The sequence below is a fragment of the Exiguobacterium sp. s50 genome (genome assembly GCF_018618175.1).
In the GTDB taxonomy this organism is placed as follows: Bacteria; Bacillota; Bacilli; order Exiguobacteriales; family Exiguobacteriaceae; genus Exiguobacterium; species Exiguobacterium chiriqhucha.
Genome location: NZ_JACSLP010000001.1, coordinates 1 through 14,694 on the forward strand (window position 1 = coordinate 1; position 14,694 = coordinate 14,694).

General features: G+C 53.3%; 16 protein-coding genes and 1 other RNA gene. 5 read left to right on the top strand and 12 right to left on the bottom strand.

The genetic code is table 11. The annotated features are described in order from the left end of the window. Window positions 1-217 precede the first annotated feature (217 nt). The 6 genes from KNP68_RS00005 to KNP68_RS00030 all read right to left on the bottom strand — a co-directional run bounded on the left by KNP68_RS00005 (window position 218) and on the right by KNP68_RS00030 (window position 4,723). Window positions 218-442 carry a hypothetical protein gene (locus KNP68_RS00005; RefSeq protein ID WP_021067502.1) on the bottom strand — a complete coding sequence of 75 codons (225 nt, stop codon included), beginning with the start codon at window positions 440-442 and terminating at the stop codon, window positions 218-220. 83 nt (window positions 443-525) lie between these two features. Beyond that, a complete protein-coding gene (locus tag KNP68_RS00010) occupies window positions 526-1,080 on the bottom strand; it encodes a hypothetical protein (RefSeq protein WP_029595418.1) in 555 nt (184 codons plus the stop codon). A gap of 79 nt (window positions 1,081-1,159) precedes the next feature. Next, on the bottom strand, window positions 1,160-1,981 hold the full coding sequence (locus KNP68_RS00015) for a YihY/virulence factor BrkB family protein (protein WP_131471179.1): 822 nt from the start codon (window positions 1,979-1,981) through the stop codon (window positions 1,160-1,162). Window positions 1,982-2,089: 108 nt separating this feature from the next. Beyond that, window positions 2,090-3,508: an alanine/glycine:cation symporter family protein gene (locus KNP68_RS00020; protein ID WP_214798339.1), complete on the bottom strand. Its 1,419-nt coding sequence runs from the start codon at window positions 3,506-3,508 to the stop codon at window positions 2,090-2,092. Between the two features lie 59 nt (window positions 3,509-3,567). Further along, window positions 3,568-4,473: a Gfo/Idh/MocA family protein gene (locus tag KNP68_RS00025; protein ID WP_214798342.1), complete on the bottom strand. Its 906-nt coding sequence runs from the start codon at window positions 4,471-4,473 to the stop codon at window positions 3,568-3,570. A gap of 67 nt (window positions 4,474-4,540) precedes the next feature. Further along, a complete protein-coding gene (locus KNP68_RS00030) occupies window positions 4,541-4,723 on the bottom strand; it encodes a hypothetical protein (protein WP_021067507.1) in 183 nt (60 codons plus the stop codon). Window positions 4,724-4,979: 256 nt separating this feature from the next. Between KNP68_RS00030 and KNP68_RS00035 the strand changes: the two genes are divergently transcribed. Then, the gene (locus KNP68_RS00035) at window positions 4,980-5,846 is read left to right on the top strand and encodes a DNA/RNA non-specific endonuclease (RefSeq protein ID WP_214798345.1); all 867 of its coding nucleotides are present in this window, start codon (window positions 4,980-4,982) and stop codon (window positions 5,844-5,846) included. Window positions 5,847-5,891: 45 nt separating this feature from the next. Here KNP68_RS00035 and KNP68_RS00040 read toward each other — a convergent pair whose 3' ends face one another. The 4 genes from KNP68_RS00040 to rnpB form a co-directional block, all read right to left on the bottom strand. Further along, complete coding sequence (locus KNP68_RS00040; RefSeq protein WP_214798348.1) at window positions 5,892-6,389, bottom strand: NUDIX hydrolase; 498 nt, start codon at window positions 6,387-6,389, stop codon at window positions 5,892-5,894. Between the two features lie 21 nt (window positions 6,390-6,410). Further along, the gene (locus KNP68_RS00045; protein WP_214798351.1) at window positions 6,411-6,893 is read right to left on the bottom strand and encodes a VOC family protein; all 483 of its coding nucleotides are present in this window, start codon (window positions 6,891-6,893) and stop codon (window positions 6,411-6,413) included. 442 nt (window positions 6,894-7,335) lie between these two features. Then, on the bottom strand, window positions 7,336-8,502 hold the full coding sequence (locus KNP68_RS00050; protein ID WP_021067511.1) for a THUMP domain-containing class I SAM-dependent RNA methyltransferase: 1,167 nt from the start codon (window positions 8,500-8,502) through the stop codon (window positions 7,336-7,338). A 106-nt stretch (window positions 8,503-8,608) separates the two neighbouring features. Further along, an RNA gene (rnpB, locus tag KNP68_RS00055) (RNase P RNA component class B) lies at window positions 8,609-8,976 on the bottom strand. 121 nt (window positions 8,977-9,097) lie between these two features. On the opposite strand from rnpB, the gene KNP68_RS00060 reads away from it, so the two are divergent. Further along, the gene (locus tag KNP68_RS00060; protein WP_021067512.1) at window positions 9,098-9,502 is read left to right on the top strand and encodes a hypothetical protein; all 405 of its coding nucleotides are present in this window, start codon (window positions 9,098-9,100) and stop codon (window positions 9,500-9,502) included. A gap of 38 nt (window positions 9,503-9,540) precedes the next feature. Here KNP68_RS00060 and KNP68_RS00065 read toward each other — a convergent pair whose 3' ends face one another. Together KNP68_RS00065 and KNP68_RS00070 are read right to left on the bottom strand one after the other, a co-directional pair. Continuing rightward, window positions 9,541-10,995: a S8 family peptidase gene (locus KNP68_RS00065; RefSeq protein ID WP_131471183.1), complete on the bottom strand. Its 1,455-nt coding sequence runs from the start codon at window positions 10,993-10,995 to the stop codon at window positions 9,541-9,543. Window positions 10,996-11,100: 105 nt separating this feature from the next. Continuing rightward, on the bottom strand, window positions 11,101-11,508 hold the full coding sequence (locus tag KNP68_RS00070) for a hypothetical protein (RefSeq protein ID WP_131471184.1): 408 nt from the start codon (window positions 11,506-11,508) through the stop codon (window positions 11,101-11,103). A gap of 169 nt (window positions 11,509-11,677) precedes the next feature. Between KNP68_RS00070 and KNP68_RS00075 the strand changes: the two genes are divergently transcribed. From KNP68_RS00075 to KNP68_RS00085, 3 genes are all read left to right on the top strand, one after another. Next, window positions 11,678-12,568, top strand: coding sequence for a hypothetical protein (locus KNP68_RS00075; RefSeq protein WP_131471185.1), 891 nt, complete (start codon window positions 11,678-11,680; stop codon window positions 12,566-12,568). 63 nt (window positions 12,569-12,631) lie between these two features. Continuing rightward, the gene (locus tag KNP68_RS00080) at window positions 12,632-13,297 is read left to right on the top strand and encodes a response regulator transcription factor (RefSeq protein WP_131471186.1); all 666 of its coding nucleotides are present in this window, start codon (window positions 12,632-12,634) and stop codon (window positions 13,295-13,297) included. Next, window positions 13,294-14,640 carry a sensor histidine kinase gene (locus KNP68_RS00085; RefSeq protein ID WP_131471187.1) on the top strand — a complete coding sequence of 449 codons (1,347 nt, stop codon included), beginning with the start codon at window positions 13,294-13,296 and terminating at the stop codon, window positions 14,638-14,640. The genes KNP68_RS00080 and KNP68_RS00085 overlap by 4 nt, the downstream gene beginning before the upstream one ends. Window positions 14,641-14,694: the final 54 nt, after the last annotated feature.

Below are 14,694 nucleotides of genomic sequence, written 5' to 3' on the forward strand. Positions count from 1 at the left end.
GGCTGAAGGGCGATGAAAACAGAGGAGCGTCATCCCTCCCGGGACGACGCTCCTCTGTTCAAAATCATTTGAAGTTTTTCAGTGCCCTCCCGAACGGCTCGCGTTTTTTTGTTGCGCACGGTCGCGTATCCTTACTCTAACGCGGCTTGTTTTATAAATGGCCGTGACAAAGGATTAAAGAAAAAACCACAGACATCTTGTCTGTGGTCTGAATAAATTACATCGCTCTCGCCATGAACCAAAGTTGAATGAAGAATGGCACGAGGACGAGCACGAGCATCGCGTTGCGCATCCGACGGTTCCGGTTCCAATAATACGCCATCAAGACGAACGGATGGAGCGCCGTCAGCTGGTAAGGGTTGAACCAGAACCAAGTGAGCAACAAGACGATAAAGAAATATAGAACCGAGCGCTGTCTCGTGGCACGCCATTCTCGCCACATATCGAACGCCCCTTTGAAGAACACAATAAATGTTACTATCCAAAATACCATTACAATCACACTATTCAATGATTAGACCACCTTCATGAGACATTTTCGATATAGAATCCGCCCCAGTAGATATGCCGATACGTGTACTCTTTTCCACTCTCTGCCGTGATGATAATCTCATCCTCTGTCAACACGAGCACGTGAACCGGAATCTCACCTTTTCGAAGCATCGGACTGAACAATTGGAACTGCTTGTTCAACCACTTCCGTTCTGTGAAGTCACGGTAATGGTGCAAGGCGAGCGATGGATGGACCAAGAACACACCGAGCACAAAGGCAATGGCTCCTGGCGATGCTGAGAGTTCAAGCAGTAAGGAGAAAACGAGGACGAGCGATAGCACCGCATAGCCGAATTCGAGTAACTCCATCAACGAAGCCCGGCTGGCAATCACGTACTGCATGACACGAAACGCCACATACAGCAACAGACTGACCGCCACATACTGGGAAAACGGGGCACTGCTCATCGAAACGTCTAGATAGAACAAGACCGGTAGTAACATAACCCACTTCCATAATTGTAAGGCGAGGTAAAACAATGTTTGATCGATGAAACGACGATTGTGTACGAGCCGTTGCATATCCATGTTTCCCACCTCCGATTAAAAGATGTGACCTTAACCGTATCATTCCCTGAATCAAAGAATGATAACAAGCATTTACACGTCAACCGGATATTTCTTTTCGTTCGATAAGCGTGGCGTTCAACAGCCCCCCGAGAAGGATGACCGAGGCCGCCAAATAGAACCAGATCAGCAAGATGATGAAAGCACCGAGTTGACCGTAAAACTGTTCATAGTTTGCATACTGTGAATAGTAGCTGAACACGTTCGAAACTGTCAAGATGCCGATGGTAGCAAACGCCGCCCCGGCCCAACTGTCGCGGAACGTGCCGCGATGGCTCGGCAACCACTTATAGACGAGCAAGAAAACGCTGAACAGGACGAGCGTACCCACGATCCAGCGGAAATAGAACCAGATTTGCGCATAGCGCTCGACGATGTCGTCGATAAAGATGATATGCGTCGCCAACTCCCGAAGCGCGGTCTCGATGACCGGGATCAGTAGCGAGAACGGCAAGACGAACATAAGCGCGAGCGTCACGGCGATGTCTTGCAACACGCCCCGCCAGAACGCCTTGTTCCGAATCAGGCGATAGGCGTCATTGAGCGACCGGACGAGCGATTGGACCGCCATCGATGAGATCCAGAGCGCCGGCAAGATGCTGAGTGAGGCAATCCGCAACCGTGAATCATCAAAAATCGCCTCGATGTTCCCTTCCAGCAACCGATAACTGGCTTCAGGCATGACCAGGGCGAGCGCGGAAATCACGTCCCCGCTCGAGAACGGCAGCCACCCGACGATCCCGAGGACGAACAGTAAGAACGGGAACGTCGATAAGATGAAATAATAGGCCAACATGGCGGCTTGGTCGAAAAATCGTTCGGCAAAAAATCGTTTGAATGTATGAAGGAATGGTTGTATCATTTCGTGCACTCTTTTCTATAATTTATTAAATAAATGCGGTATTTGAAATAAGAAATACGATAAAGGAAAGGCAAGAATGGCGCGACGCGTCCGATTCTTGCCCCGATCTTAACTGATGTTCTCTCGTTTCTCTTCCCACGCCTCGACATGTTCTTTACCAGGTAAATCCACATCATCACGATTGAACACCGGATCATGTCCGGCTCGCTTCTGCGCCACATAATCGTCGAGCAAAGCTTTGGCGACCTTACTGAGTCGGAAGATGGCATACATATTGACGAGCGCCATCAAGCCCATAAAGATATCGGCGATCGACCAGACCAACCCCGCCGATCGAACCGAGCCGAACAAGACCATCCCGACGACCGCAATCCGGTAGATGACCAGATACACTTTTCGTTCGGAGATGAACTCGATGTTCGTTTCCCCATAATAGTAATTCGCCAAAATCGAACTGAACGCGAACAATAGGATGGCAATCGTCATGAGTGTCGTCGCGAGCGGCCCAATCTCTGTCAAGAGCGCCTCTTGCGCCAACTCGATGCCTTGGAAGTCCTCTGAACCCGGAACTCCCGAGATGAGGACAATCATCGCCGTCGCCGTACAGATAAAGAGCGTATCGACGAAGACGCTGAGCGATTGAATCAAGCCTTGTTTGACCGGGTGGCTGACCTCCGCGGTCGCGGCCGCATTCGGTGCCGACCCCATCCCCGCCTCGTTCGAGAACAAGCCGCGGCGAATCCCTTGCAGGACGGCCGCACCGACTGCACCGCCGAGCAGTTGTCGGAAGCCGAGAATCCCTTCTGAGAAGATGGCCGAAATTACGGCCGGGATGGCCTCTAGGTTTGTGAACACGACCCAGAGGGCGAGCAGGATATAGCCGCCGGCCATAATCGGGACGATAATCCCCGACAACGTTGAAATCGAGCGAATCCCGCCGAAGATGACGACGGCCGTCACGAGAGCCAAGACGATGCCGACCCAGAGCGTATCGACTTCGAAGACGTTATTGATTGATAAAGCAATCGTATTGGCCTGTACCGAGTTGAACGCGAAGCCAAACGCGAACGTGATTAAAATCGCAAACACGATGCCGAGCCACCGTTGACCGAGTGCCCGCTCGATATAGTAGGCGGGTCCACCGCGCCACGCCTTCCCGTCGTGCACTTTATACACTTGGGCGAGCGTGCTCTCGACGAAGGCAGAAGCCGAACCGATCAAGGCGATGAGCCACATCCAGAAAACGGCGCCCGGTCCACCGAGTGCGATGGCCGTCGAGACGCCGGCGATATTCCCTGTCCCAACCCGTGCGGCCGTTCCGATGGCGAACGCCTGGAACGATGAAACTTGCCCTTTCTCGTGTTTGATTCCTTTGACGAACAGCAACTTGAACATCTCCGGCAACATGCGGAACTGGACGAATCCCATCCGGATGGTGAAATACAACCCTCCGGCAATCAAAACGAAAATGAGTACGTACGTCCATAAAAGGTCGTTCACCTGCATGACGAGCTCACGAATATCCATGCGCATCCCCTCCTTTTACGGAGTTAATACCCGCCCGATGGGCCACAGAAACGACACGGTCAACGCGAAGCCTCCTCTAGTATGCGCTCACAGAGCGCGTGCGTCGTCAAACTGTCCTCTGCCCGCACCGAGTCATTCGGTTCACCTGCGAGGAGCTTCAGGAACTCGTCGAGCATGGTCGTGAAGCCGCGACGCGTCAAATTCGACTCCCACGGATTCAGTGCCCGCTCGAGCATGCCGTCACGGGTGAAATCATACACACGCTCAACGTCGCGCGACACCCGCTTCAGACGAGGCGACATCACTTCCATCACTTCTTCCGTACAGCCGTTGTCCCGGTTCATGATCCCGACCGCTTCGACCCCTCCGGCCGTGAATTGAATCTGGAGCTGTTTCAACGTCCCGGACTCATGGCGCGTCCGGACGGCCAAATTCTCGACAGGGGCGAGCCCTGTCAAATAGCGGAGCGTATCGACGACGTGGACGAAGTCTTCGATGATGAACTCACGCAGCGTCGCCGGTTGATACGTCCGATTCTTTTGAATCAAAATCAGATTCGGGTCGGACACTTCTTTTAAGGCAGCCGTCGCCGTCGCGAAACGGCGGTTGAACCCGGTGATGAGATCGACGCCCTGCTCGGCAGCGAGGCGTACGAGCCGCTCCGTGTCCTCGAGCATGAACGTGACCGGCTTATCGATGAAGACGGGCACACCTTGCGCGAGTACGTCACCGACCTGGTCGGCATGAACGGATGTCGTCGAGTGAATCAACGCGCCGTCCATCGTCTCGAACGGGACGTCTTCGAGTGATGCATACTGACCGGCAAAACGATACTTCTCGACGAGTTGACCCGCTTTCGCCGCGTCTCTCGAGACGAGATAGACGTCAATCCCTTCTAAACCGGCATAGACCGGCAAATACGCCTTCTTCGCGACGTCCCCTAATCCAACAACGACAATCTTCATGTGTACTCTCTCCTCTTCCTAAGACTGAACAAAACCCCAAGGCGTGTGCCCGGGGTCAAAGGTACGTTTAATGGACCGCTACAATTTCAAAACTGGTAATCGGTTTACGAATCGCATCTGACACGATCTGATACAAGTCGGCCAACTGCTCGTTATCATGTAAATCGGGCGTCCGGTCGAGAACGACCTCACACGTCCGCGTCGTCTGCTCTTTGTCCTGGAACGCATATTCGATGGTATATGTCTGCATGATACGTCTCCTCTCAAGCGATGTATACGTATGTATAGCCTGAAACGAAACGATTGAAACGCCATAACCCGCTCGACCGCCGGACCGTTCCCATCCATTGTACCACTAGTCCCAACGGAGGCGCGTCATCGAATCGTGACAATTTCTGGCTCGTTTATGACAAGCACGACCGAAACACGTCCCAATCCGATTGCTTGTCAATCGTGTCGAAGATTCCTAGAATGAACAAGTATGCCTCACACATAGGAGACTTGAAATGAAATTAAACATTACTTATTTAGCATTCCCGCTCTCGATTCTGCTATTGGCAGGTTGTACGAGCGAAGAAGCCGGGACCACCACGGTGACGGACACCCCAGAACAGTCCGCCGTCGAGACGACGGCGCCACCCGAACCGCAGACAGAGGACCGCTTCACCGGTTATGACATGATCGAAGTCGAGGGTGGAGATTTGTCAGGTGAACGCGAGAGTAATGTCGTCGTCGATATCGGATACGGCGACCGCGAATATTGGGCGTTCACGAACGAGCACGGTCAACTCGTGAAAGTGATTGCGGACGAGATTGTGCTGCAGGATGACGACCGAGAAGACGTGACGTCGGATGGGCGATACTACGCTGACGAGGCGAAAGTGTCTGGGGTCGAACACCGCGACCTCGACGAAGGGCACGTCATCGCCGATTCGCTCGGCGGCGTCTCGAACGCCTTCAACATCACGCCCCAAAACAGCACGCTCAATCGCCACGGCGACCAGGCGTATATGGAGAGCGTGATCCGGAGCGCAGGCGGCGCGACCGACTTCGAGGCGCTCATCACATATCCGGATACGAATACTCATATCCCTTCACACTATGAGTACACATACACTGTCAAAGGAAATGTCGTTACCGACTCGTTCGACAACGTCAACCCGGATGAGGTGAATGAAGAACTTGGATTGACGGAGAGCGCACCATCGGCCACCGAAGCAAGCGGTGACGTCACGCGCGTCGATACGAACGGCAACGGCCAAGTGACGATTCAAGAGGCAAAGGACGCCGGCTTCACCATGCCGATCACGAGCGTCCATTGGCTCTATCCGCATATGCGTGATAACGATGGCGACGGGATGGTTGGCGAGTGATCCAATATCTGAATCAAAAACGAGATGGTTGGCCGATGGGGCCAATCATCTCGTTTTATGTACAATGCTTGAAGCTTCATCCAGTTGGTCGTGCGTGTACGTCAACAACTCATGCCCGTTATAACGGAACGTATGGCGCCGAGGCATAGGATGGTCTAGCATCGGCTGTAAATACTGCTTCAAGTTGCTGATGATTCCCATATTGTCAGGATGAAGCACCCAGTCGATTCGCTTCCATTCCAAAATCCCTTCACGTGTCCTCTGTACCTTGTCAGCGGCTTCATGTTTCGTGACTTCCACGACGAACAGATGCATCCCGACCTGCTGTTCTCCATGCAGGATGACCTCCCCTTTATACAGAGGATGCTCAATCTTATATCCGGTCTCTTCGAATACTTCTCGACAGACCGACGCTTCAACCGTCTCGCCCGACTCGATTTTCCCACCTACGCCGTTCCATAGTCCCATCGCTGGCGACTTCTCACGATTCAACAGTAAGACTTCATTTTCTGATTTCAATAGACATAACGTATACCGATACATCGCCCTACCCCCTGCCTTGTCTCATTCAGTATGTTGTGACCCTTGCATCCGCTTCTCTTCTGACCAGTTAGCGAAAGACATCATTTGAAACGCAGCGGTCGGGTCCGTCTCAAGAAACGTGATCAGTTCGAGCGAATTCCCGTCCGGATCGTCGAAATAGATAGCGGCATGTGCGTGCGGGAAGTTCGGCAGGACTAACGGCTGTTCTGCTGGCGTCATCTTGAATGCGGTCCGTACTTCGATATCCCGTTCATCGAGCCACTTCTTCACCGTTTCAAGGCTTTCGGGATTGATTCGAAACGCCACATGACGAATCGATGGATGGTACGGCACCTCGACGCGATTGCTCTCCCACAAACCGAGCCAACTCTCTCCTTCGATGATCCATAGAAACGCCAAGGACTCGTTTTGGAAGGCCAGCTTCATTCCGAGTTTTTCATAAAACGGAATCGACACCGTCAAATCACTTACCGGCAAGTGTGCCTCATATATACCTCTTATCATCCATTCTTCATCTCCCTATATTAGCCATATTATGAGTATAATCCTTATATATGGAAATGTAAGTTATAATAGCTTGAATGTTGAACGGTAGAGCGATGTATAGGAAAGTGAGTGATGTAATGTGTTACGGGATGCGATTACGCAATGTTTAAAAACTTGTATGGCCCCTTCACTGCCATCCGACTCCAGGAAGGCTATTCGAACGTCTCGTCGTCACATATTAGAAGGACAAGAAGAACGCGCAATCGATTCTTGAACAGACGGACTTAGGACGGGCCATGCCCATTTATGAGGACTGGTCCGACTATCTTGCACATACATTCATTCCGTCACCTACAAGGGCGAAAAAACCACGGCAAGCAAAAAAACTGCTCCTAGGAGCAGTTTTCGCTTGTCTTCAGTATCACAAACAAAAAGTGTGCAATGTGTGTGCAATGAAGACTTATTTCGTATCAGAAGTCGGCTCAGCTGAACGTCTCGGCGGACGTTTACCGAAGAACTGGTAGTATTGCGTCTCGATGTTCCCGTTGTATAGCTTACGGCGTTTCGTCGCCGGACGGCCGTACGCTTTCTCGAAATCCTCATAGCTCGTCAACATATAGACGCTATAGCCCGGATACTTGGCGAACTGCTGGCCGATCCGCTCGTACAGGTCGATAATCTCTTCTTCGGTCTGCAACCGTTCGCCGTATGGCGGGTTGCCGATGATGACACCGTACTCTTCTTTCGGCTTCAAGGCAGCCGCGTCACTATGGACGAACGTGATGGCGTCACGGACGTCGGCAAGCTCGGCGTTATCCTTGGCGAGCTTGACCATGCGTGGGTCGAGGTCGATGCCGTAGATTTTGAGCGGTTTGTCCCATTCCGCTTTCTCGTTCGCTTCATTGATTGCATCATACCAGGCTTTCTTCGGTACGCACGGCCAGTCTTGTGAACAGAACTCACGGTTGAGACCAGGCGCGATGTTACGACCGATGAGCGCCGCCTCGATGGCGAGCGTCCCTGAACCGGTGAAGACGTCGTAGAACGGCATGTCTGGCTTCCAGTTCGTCAGCTGAATCATCGCCGCAGCCATCGTCTCTTTGAGCGGTGCCTGTGAGTGGAGCTCACGGTAACCACGACGGTGAAGCGCGTCACCTGACGTGTCGATTGTGATCGTCGCCACATCTTTCAACAAGGCGACTTCAATCGGATAGTAGGCGCCCGTCTTCGGCAGCCACTCGCCCGGCTTATCGTATCCGCGTTGCATCGCGTCGACGATCGCCTTCTCCGTGATTTTCTGACAGTCGCGGATCGAGAACAACTTCGACTTGACCGAGCGGCCGTCGACGATGAATCGAGCGTCCCACGGCATGAGATCCGTCCAAGGCAGTTCGACGACACCGTCAAACAGTTCCGTGAACGTCGTCGCTTTGAACTCGGCGACGACGAGCTTGACGCGGTCTGCCGTCCGGAGCCATAGGTTCAATCGCGGAATGTCTTCCATTTCTGCGTCGATATAGACGCGTCCGTTCTCGACCTCACACGTGTAGCCGAGGTCGCGCACTTCTTTGGCGACGAGTGCTTCGATGCCCATCGCTGCGGTGGCAATCAGTTTTCGTTTTGCCATACTATCCCTACTTTCTATAAGTGTTACTCCTAAAATGGTCATGTAAAAAGGAGCTCAAGTAGGATTGCTTGAACTCCTGGTCAATGTTAAATGAGAGACTATGCTGCCCTGTAAGCCATGTTCTGTACTCCGGTGCTCATAACGGTCTCCCTGGCACGATGGAGTGACAATCATCTATCTGCGCCGATTGGCGCCTTCCGTCCCGTTCGGTTCCAGTCAGGAAGTTCCCCTACCATAGTTTGGGTTTCTCGCTCGTGGGGTTTACCTCGTTCCACTCTGAACGTTTCCGATCAGACTCCGTCACTGTGGCACTTTCAAGAAGCTTGCACCATATCCGAGGACTTAGGTGCTTCTTCTGCCGTCAACTTGCGTTGCCTACACTTATCTTTTCGTGTAGCACGATCACTACAGCCATCACAGGCTGTGCGAGCATGGACTTTCCTCAAGACTTGCGTCCCGCGATTGCCCAGACCTCATAGTCACTTTACCCATTGTAGCGGATAACCCGTGAAATGACAACCGAGAACCTGAACTTGATTTTCACCGGCGTCAGCGCTAAAATAAGGCGTGTTCCATTGAACAAGGAGGGATTTTGATGCGTCAAGATGCAAAAAACGGTTGGATTCAACGACTGACCTATGTGATTGAAATCGATGACATTAAAGCGCTCCACCCAAACAACGGCGTGTTCGCCTTCTACCGGAATAATCGACTCGTCCGAGGATTCGAGCCGTTTGACATTAAAGCACCGAATGAACTGTCCAAACGTCCGTATCACTTCGACCATCATAACTTGGCCCACTTACAGGAACGTTTTCCTGAATCGATTCCGACGTTCGACGCGTCGACTCAGACACGTCGCGCATGGAGCGAGGATGTCCGTGTCGGTCTCTGTGAGATTATTGTCGACGGGAAACTGAGTTTTGAACATATCGACGACAACGGCAACGTCTTAGAAGCGAACATTCGTTGGAGCGGTGAAGCCATCACGAAAGCATAAATCAACACCCGGAGCCAAGCGCTGGCTCCGGGTGTTTTTCATGTCGATTCCGCCGATTTGTCCGTCTCGGCTTGGACCGGTTGCGGCGCATACTTGACCGTCACCACTTTCTCAGAGACGTCGGTCGGTTTCAAGACGACCGTGTACGCAGCTCCCGTGTCGCTCCGGACCGGGAACTTGCCCGGTACGTGAAGCGCCTCATAGACGATTTTTTTGTTCGCATCGAGTACGGTGACGACCCCTTTTCGCGTCGTCGCCAATTCGAACGTGCCTCCGTCGGACGCTTTGACCGCAACCGCCGGCTTGACGGGATTCACGTATTTGAAGGACCGACTGGCCGTACGTTTATGTTTCCCATCCGTGACGACGGCTTGGAGTTTGTACGAGCCACTCGGTAGCCAATCGCCGCCGGCATACATCGTGAACATCGAATTCCCTGCCGACAGCGTCTTCACTTTACGGGTACCTTGATATAACGTATACGTCGTTTTCAAATTCGGTTTTTTCATGACCGTCAGTTTCGCTTCTTTGACGTAACGGCTCTTGAGCGTCGACGGCACCGAGAGCGTCACGGGACGCGGTGTCGCATCGAGGAGCCGCTTCGTGTTCAGCTCCGTATAAATCTTGCCGCTCGCCCGTGGCATCTTTTGAATCAAGGCGTCCACATCGGCCGGTGTCAAAAACGGATTGACCGATTTGACGAGCGCGAGACCCGACGACACCATCGGCGCGGCCATCGACGTCCCGTCCATATAGACGAAGCCGTTATTCAGGCCGAGCGACAAAATGTTCACCCCGGGGGCGACGATTTTGACTTGAGCGGCCATATTGCTGAAACCGGCGACGCGACGGTTCGCGTCAATCGCCCCGACCGCGATGACTTCTTTCATATTGGCCGGGAACGAGACGGTCTTCTCCCCGTCGTTTCCTGCCGAGGCGACGATGATGACCCCTTTGGCCCGGGCCCGGCGAATCGAATCGGCGAGGACTTGATCGTAATCTTGCCCGCCGAGCGACAGGTTGATGATGTTCGCCCCTTTCGCCACCGCCGTATCGACCGCTTTGGCGACGGTCCAAGAATCCGTGTACTCCGAGTTTTTACCGTAGAAGACGTTATAAAAATGATAGCGTACGTTCGGAGCAAGTCCGGCCATCCCGAACTTGTTGTGACGGCCAGACATGATGCCGGCCGTATGCGTCCCATGATAATCGACGCTGTAAGGCCCTTTCATCGAATTGACGACACGAGGGACCTTGTATAGTTCTTTATGCCGACGATCGGCCGACGAATCGATTAAAGCGATCACGATGTCTGAAGCGCCGCGCGTCGTGTTCCACGCCAAATCGGTGCCTGTTTGCTTGATATAGTATTGGTTCCCGACCCTCGGCTCGGCCACGATGTAACCGTGTTTCTCCAATACAACCGGTTTCGCCGCGTCCACCGATGCAGGCATGAGCAGCGCGAGCGCCGCCACAAGCATCATTTTTTTCATCGCCTACCGCTCCATTCCAAACTTCCTAAGATGCCCCCATTATCTCAAGTTACGGAATCAATTTCCCTTTTTTTCGAAAAATAGATTGTGACATTTTTTCGACGCTCACCAATAGTTCGGTTCGTCAGGCTCATCCATCTCATAGTCGACAATCTTTCCGATGGTCAAATACGTATAATAACGCGCCAGTTCCGTCCGATACGGATCGGGTGTAAATCCGTCGAGGTCCTCACCGAGCGGAGATCCATCAATCGTCTCGAACTGTTGACAGAAAAACGATTCCGTCTCTGTGTCCCAGACGATATTGTCGCCGATATATCCACTACCGAACCGAATATAGTCGATGATAGAAGGGACGATCACCTCGGCCGGGAGCCGTTCACTCATCCGGCCGACCAGTTCATAGCGGTCTCGGTCGACATAGTCGGCCTGATCGAGGGACGTACATTTCAATACTTCCTTGTTGATTTCAATCAACACGACATAATCCCCCGGTTCTATCGATAGCTTCATCTCATCACCTCATCTCAACATCCGCATAGCTCTATCATATTCAAGTATTCGCAATCAATCCACGAAATCCTGTATGCCTGTAAAATTTTCCATCTGGTTGATTCATACAACATGTCGAAATTTGTTTTTGGTATACTAAATGATATGAATGCAAGAAAGGAAGTGCAACATGGCCAAACGTCCTCTGACCCCTCGCGAGAGTGAATTGATTGCCACCGCCCTGTTCGTCGTCGGACACGTCCCATACGTCGGGCATATCGACCGGCTCGAATCAATCACGCTAAGAGATATCGCCGATGATTATTTGAGTGGAAAAAATTCCGTCACCGACGCCGTCGAGGCGCTCGATCAATACATCTTCGTCCGCCGGCATCGCTTTAAAAATGTCACACCGAACAATCTGTGGACGCTCGACGACAAGACCGAACAAGAAGCGCTCCGCTACATCGTCCGACGTCCGGAACTGAAAAAAGGCGAGACGCTCAACAAACAGAACCAACCGTTCACGGTCGGTCAGGACATCGAGTTCAAAGTCGATAAGCAACTCGACCGTGGCCAGTTCCGAATTTACATCGGCAAACTGAACGGTTACACGGTCAAAGCCCAGTCGAAAGACAAAGACAAGCTCAAGACGGTCAAAGGATGGATCACCCACCTCGACCGCAAGGACCGTCTCGTCTTCGTCAATATCTCCGAATTCGGACGTGAGCCGATCGAGTCAGAAGCCAAGGCGCGACTCGAGGCAATGAGTGCCGGACTGCTCGGCTGGTTCGCGACGGCCACGTTACCGTCCGAGGCGGAGGCACAGACGGCCAAGCAGATGATTGCCACGTTGCAGCGTCGGGACCAACCGTATTGGTTCACGTTGACCGTTGCGATGAACCATCCGAAGCCCGAGCATGTCAAGCGCTGGGGAACGGTCGTCAACCTGCTCGTCAAAGCGAGCGCGGGCGATACGACCGCGCTCGAGACGCTCGAGGCCCAAGAAGACAAGTACTTCAAAGATGCCTTCCTGCGGGCGCTCCGGGCGCTACACAAAGAACTGACCAAAGCGACATAACGGCCAGGTGACCTGACATGGGTCACCTGTTTTCGATGTCCTTCATGAGAAAGGAAGAGAGTCATGCACGTACTGATTGTTGAAGACGACCTGGCCATCCTGCATCTGATTGAAACGACGTTACAGCGGGCCGGTCACACCGTCACCACGGCCATGGACGGAAACGTCGCCGAGCGACTGTTTTTAGAGCGACCTGCAGATGCTGCCGTGATTGACATCCTGTTGCCGGGCCAAGACGGGCGAACGCTCTGTTCCCGGCTGAAACGATTGACGGATATTCCGGTCATCCTATTGACCGCCCTCGGGGAATGGGAGGAGAAACGGAGCGGTTTCGAGCACGGGGCCGACGATTACATGACGAAACCGTTCATTCCAGAAGAACTGCTCTTCCGGCTCCAAGCCGTCGCGAAACGTTACGCCAAGAATGCGGCCACGGTCGTCACTGCCGGACCGCTCAAACTCGACTTGCGTGATTATCGGCTCGAACTTCATGAGGAGACGATCCACTTGCCGAAAAAAGAGTTCGAGCTGCTCTATCAGTTGGCTGCGTTTCCAAGTCGTGTGTTCACCCGTGATGAATTGATTGAGCAAGTATGGGGCCTCGAGTTCGAAGGCGACGACCGGACGATCGACGTCCACATCAAGCGATTACGCGGTCGCCTCCGTGACGAAGGCAACATGATTCGGACGGTGCGAGGCGTCGGGTATACGCTCGAGGTGACGCCATGAAGACGTTATACACGCGAATCGTCTTGACCGTGTTTATGATTTTATTGTTGTCGGGTGCTATCGCCCTGCTCGTCAGCAACGTCGCCTACTACGTGTGGTGGCAACCGTCCTATAGCGACAAGACCGAACAGACGGCTGAGGCCGCGAAAGTGTACTTCGAGGCCCATACCGATGGTGAGACGTCCACATTTTATACACTGCTCGCTCAGACCGGCTATCAGTTGTTCGTCGTACGACCGGACGATACGATTGAACGCTATGGCGGAGCGTTCCGGGATGAGCGGCTCGACACCGACGTCATCGCCTCCGTCCGGTCCGGTGAAACCTACGACGGGATGCACACCTATCCGTTCCACTTGTTTTTGCTCGGACTGTTCGACAACGAGGTCGTCAATACGTATGGGTTTAGCATCGATGGTGAGGATGCCGTCTTCATCCGTCCCGATCTGAGTGCCCAAATCCGCGAGCTGCATTTATTCGTCGGGTTGTTCTTCGCCTTGTTGACCGGGCTCGCCTTCATCTTGATTGCCTTGTCGACGAGTCAACTCGTCCGCCCGTTGCGGACGTTGACCGCTGCGACCGATTCGGTCGCATCCGGGGGTCGGCCGAGCGACCTCCCGCTCGAGCGCAACGATGAGATTGGCACGCTCTCCCGTCGCTTCAACGATATGGTCGACTCGCTTGAAAAATCGGAAGGCGAGCGCAGACGGTTTGTCTCGAGCGTCTCCCATGAGTTCCAGACCCCGCTCACTTCCATCAAAGGCTACGCCTCGGAACTCGTCGCGACGACCGACGGTGACGCGAAAGCGCATGCCGCCATCATTCGAGACGAGGCTTCGCGCCTGTCCGATCTGACGAGACAGTTACTGCTCCTCGCCCGGCTCGACGAGGCCAACGTGTCGTTAACGACACCGGTCGATGTGCGTGCGTCCATCGAGGATGTTATCCGGCGGCACACGTTCCAACTCGACGAGAAAGGGATCGCCGTTGCCACAGAACTCGATTCGACGCTCTTCGTGACCGGTGACCCGCTATTGCTGGCACAAGTGTGGTCCAACTTGCTGACGAACGCGATTCACGCTTCTGCAGACGGTGGCCTCATCACCATCAAGGCGTATCAAGGCGAACGCCCGACCGTCTTGATTCAAGACGTTGGTGTCGGCATGGATGAAGCGACGAAGGCACGGCTGTTCGAGCGTTTCTATAAAGGCGACGCCTCACGATCCGGACGAGGCACCGGGCTCGGCCTCGCCATCGCCCGAGATATCGTCCACCTTCACGGCGGCACGTTGACGGTCGAATCTCAGCTCGGGGCGGGTACCGTCTTTTACGTCACGTTGTAGTCATGTTCATATTCCGTTCATCTTGGTCGGTTATGCTTCCTTCATCGCTATGAA